Source organism: Candidatus Symbiopectobacterium sp. NZEC135, assembly GCF_025962695.1.
The window spans coordinates 1-1,215 of the sequence record NZ_JAGFPF010000562.1 but is presented as its reverse complement, the minus strand read 5'-3'; the positions used below and the strand labels follow the sequence as shown (position 1 = coordinate 1,215).

The following is a 1,215-nucleotide window of genomic DNA, read 5'->3' as shown; positions in this document are numbered from 1 at the left end:
GAGGTAAAATTGCCCTCTGTCATCGCATAATGGTAAAACGGAAAGATATGCTGATCCGTAATGGTGCCTGCTGGAGGAATTCTCCACCATTCAACGTTGTCTTCCCAAGATATCCAGGTGTGTGAATGATCGGATTGGTTATTTTCTGTTGTGAGCGGCAACGCAATCCAATAAAAATTTTCAATTACCTCGCGGTATAGCTGTTTCAAACGTTGTATATGAGAAATAGTTTGCGTATGTTGTGCTTCCTGATCAATAAACAACACGGTGAGTTTTTTACCGTGAGCTTTAGCAACAGTAGCGGCGAGGTGTAATAATACGGTTGAACTTTTTCCTCCAGATAAGGAGATACACACTTTTTCATAATCACTGAAAACGATATCAAGGCGTAATAACGCCGCATCAAAAACGTTGGATATGGAATGTGTCTCTTTCATCTCATTGCCCTGGCGGTAAAGTTTTTTCTGTATTGCCGACTAATAGCGTTCTGTGACGGGTTTATATTTTTTATGGCTGATGCGAGAAATGAATCTCGTTATCATGTTTGTTAATAATGACATGTTGGCAAAGAGAGACATCCTATCTCTTTGATTCTAACTGTTTGATGTGTATCATTTTGTTAAAGTGTAATAAATGGGTTATCCCTCTGTTTGTATTTTTTATGGTCGTTAATATAAACTTTTTTTCGTCATTTTTTGTCATTTTTCGCTCAATTTATTGCAAATATTTTTAAGGAAATAGTCATGGGTTTAGCTGCCATTAATAGTTTATTTATTTACTGTTTAATAATCGTTGTAATTGTCAGTCTGGGCGTTAAGTGCGTGCGTGGTCGATTTTTGTGTTTTCAATGATCGTTTTTATCGTCAAGTATGAGATATCTTATTTGTTTTTGTGTCTTAAATGAGACAGTGACCCAGTAGAATCAGACGGGTAAAATCCATTTGGTTTTGATTTTATTGAATGTAGAAGATCTGTATTCTTTGGCATTGGCTGGTATTTATCAGGCTATAAGCGAAAACTTCGAATGTCTGGACTGATATGAGCAGGCATTAAAATCAAGAATTATCTGAACTCATATTTCATTCTACTGTGGTATGGGGGTAATACTTTGGTGGTATTTGGCATGCTGCCAACGATCTTGTTTGCTTCTTGAGTGTCAGGGAAGGGTCGCATTAACGTTGCTCTCATTTCGAAACGCCGTTGTGTTGCAGGTCG

The 1,215-nt window shown here is 37.4% G+C and carries 1 protein-coding gene; it reads right to left on the bottom strand.

The annotated features are described in order from the left end of the window. Nucleotides 1–437, bottom strand: a 437-nt coding sequence (locus J5224_RS28790) for a phosphoadenosine phosphosulfate reductase family protein (protein WP_264628510.1), incomplete at its 3' end; no start/stop codon positions are given. Between the last annotated feature and the right edge of the window lie 778 nt (nucleotides 438–1,215).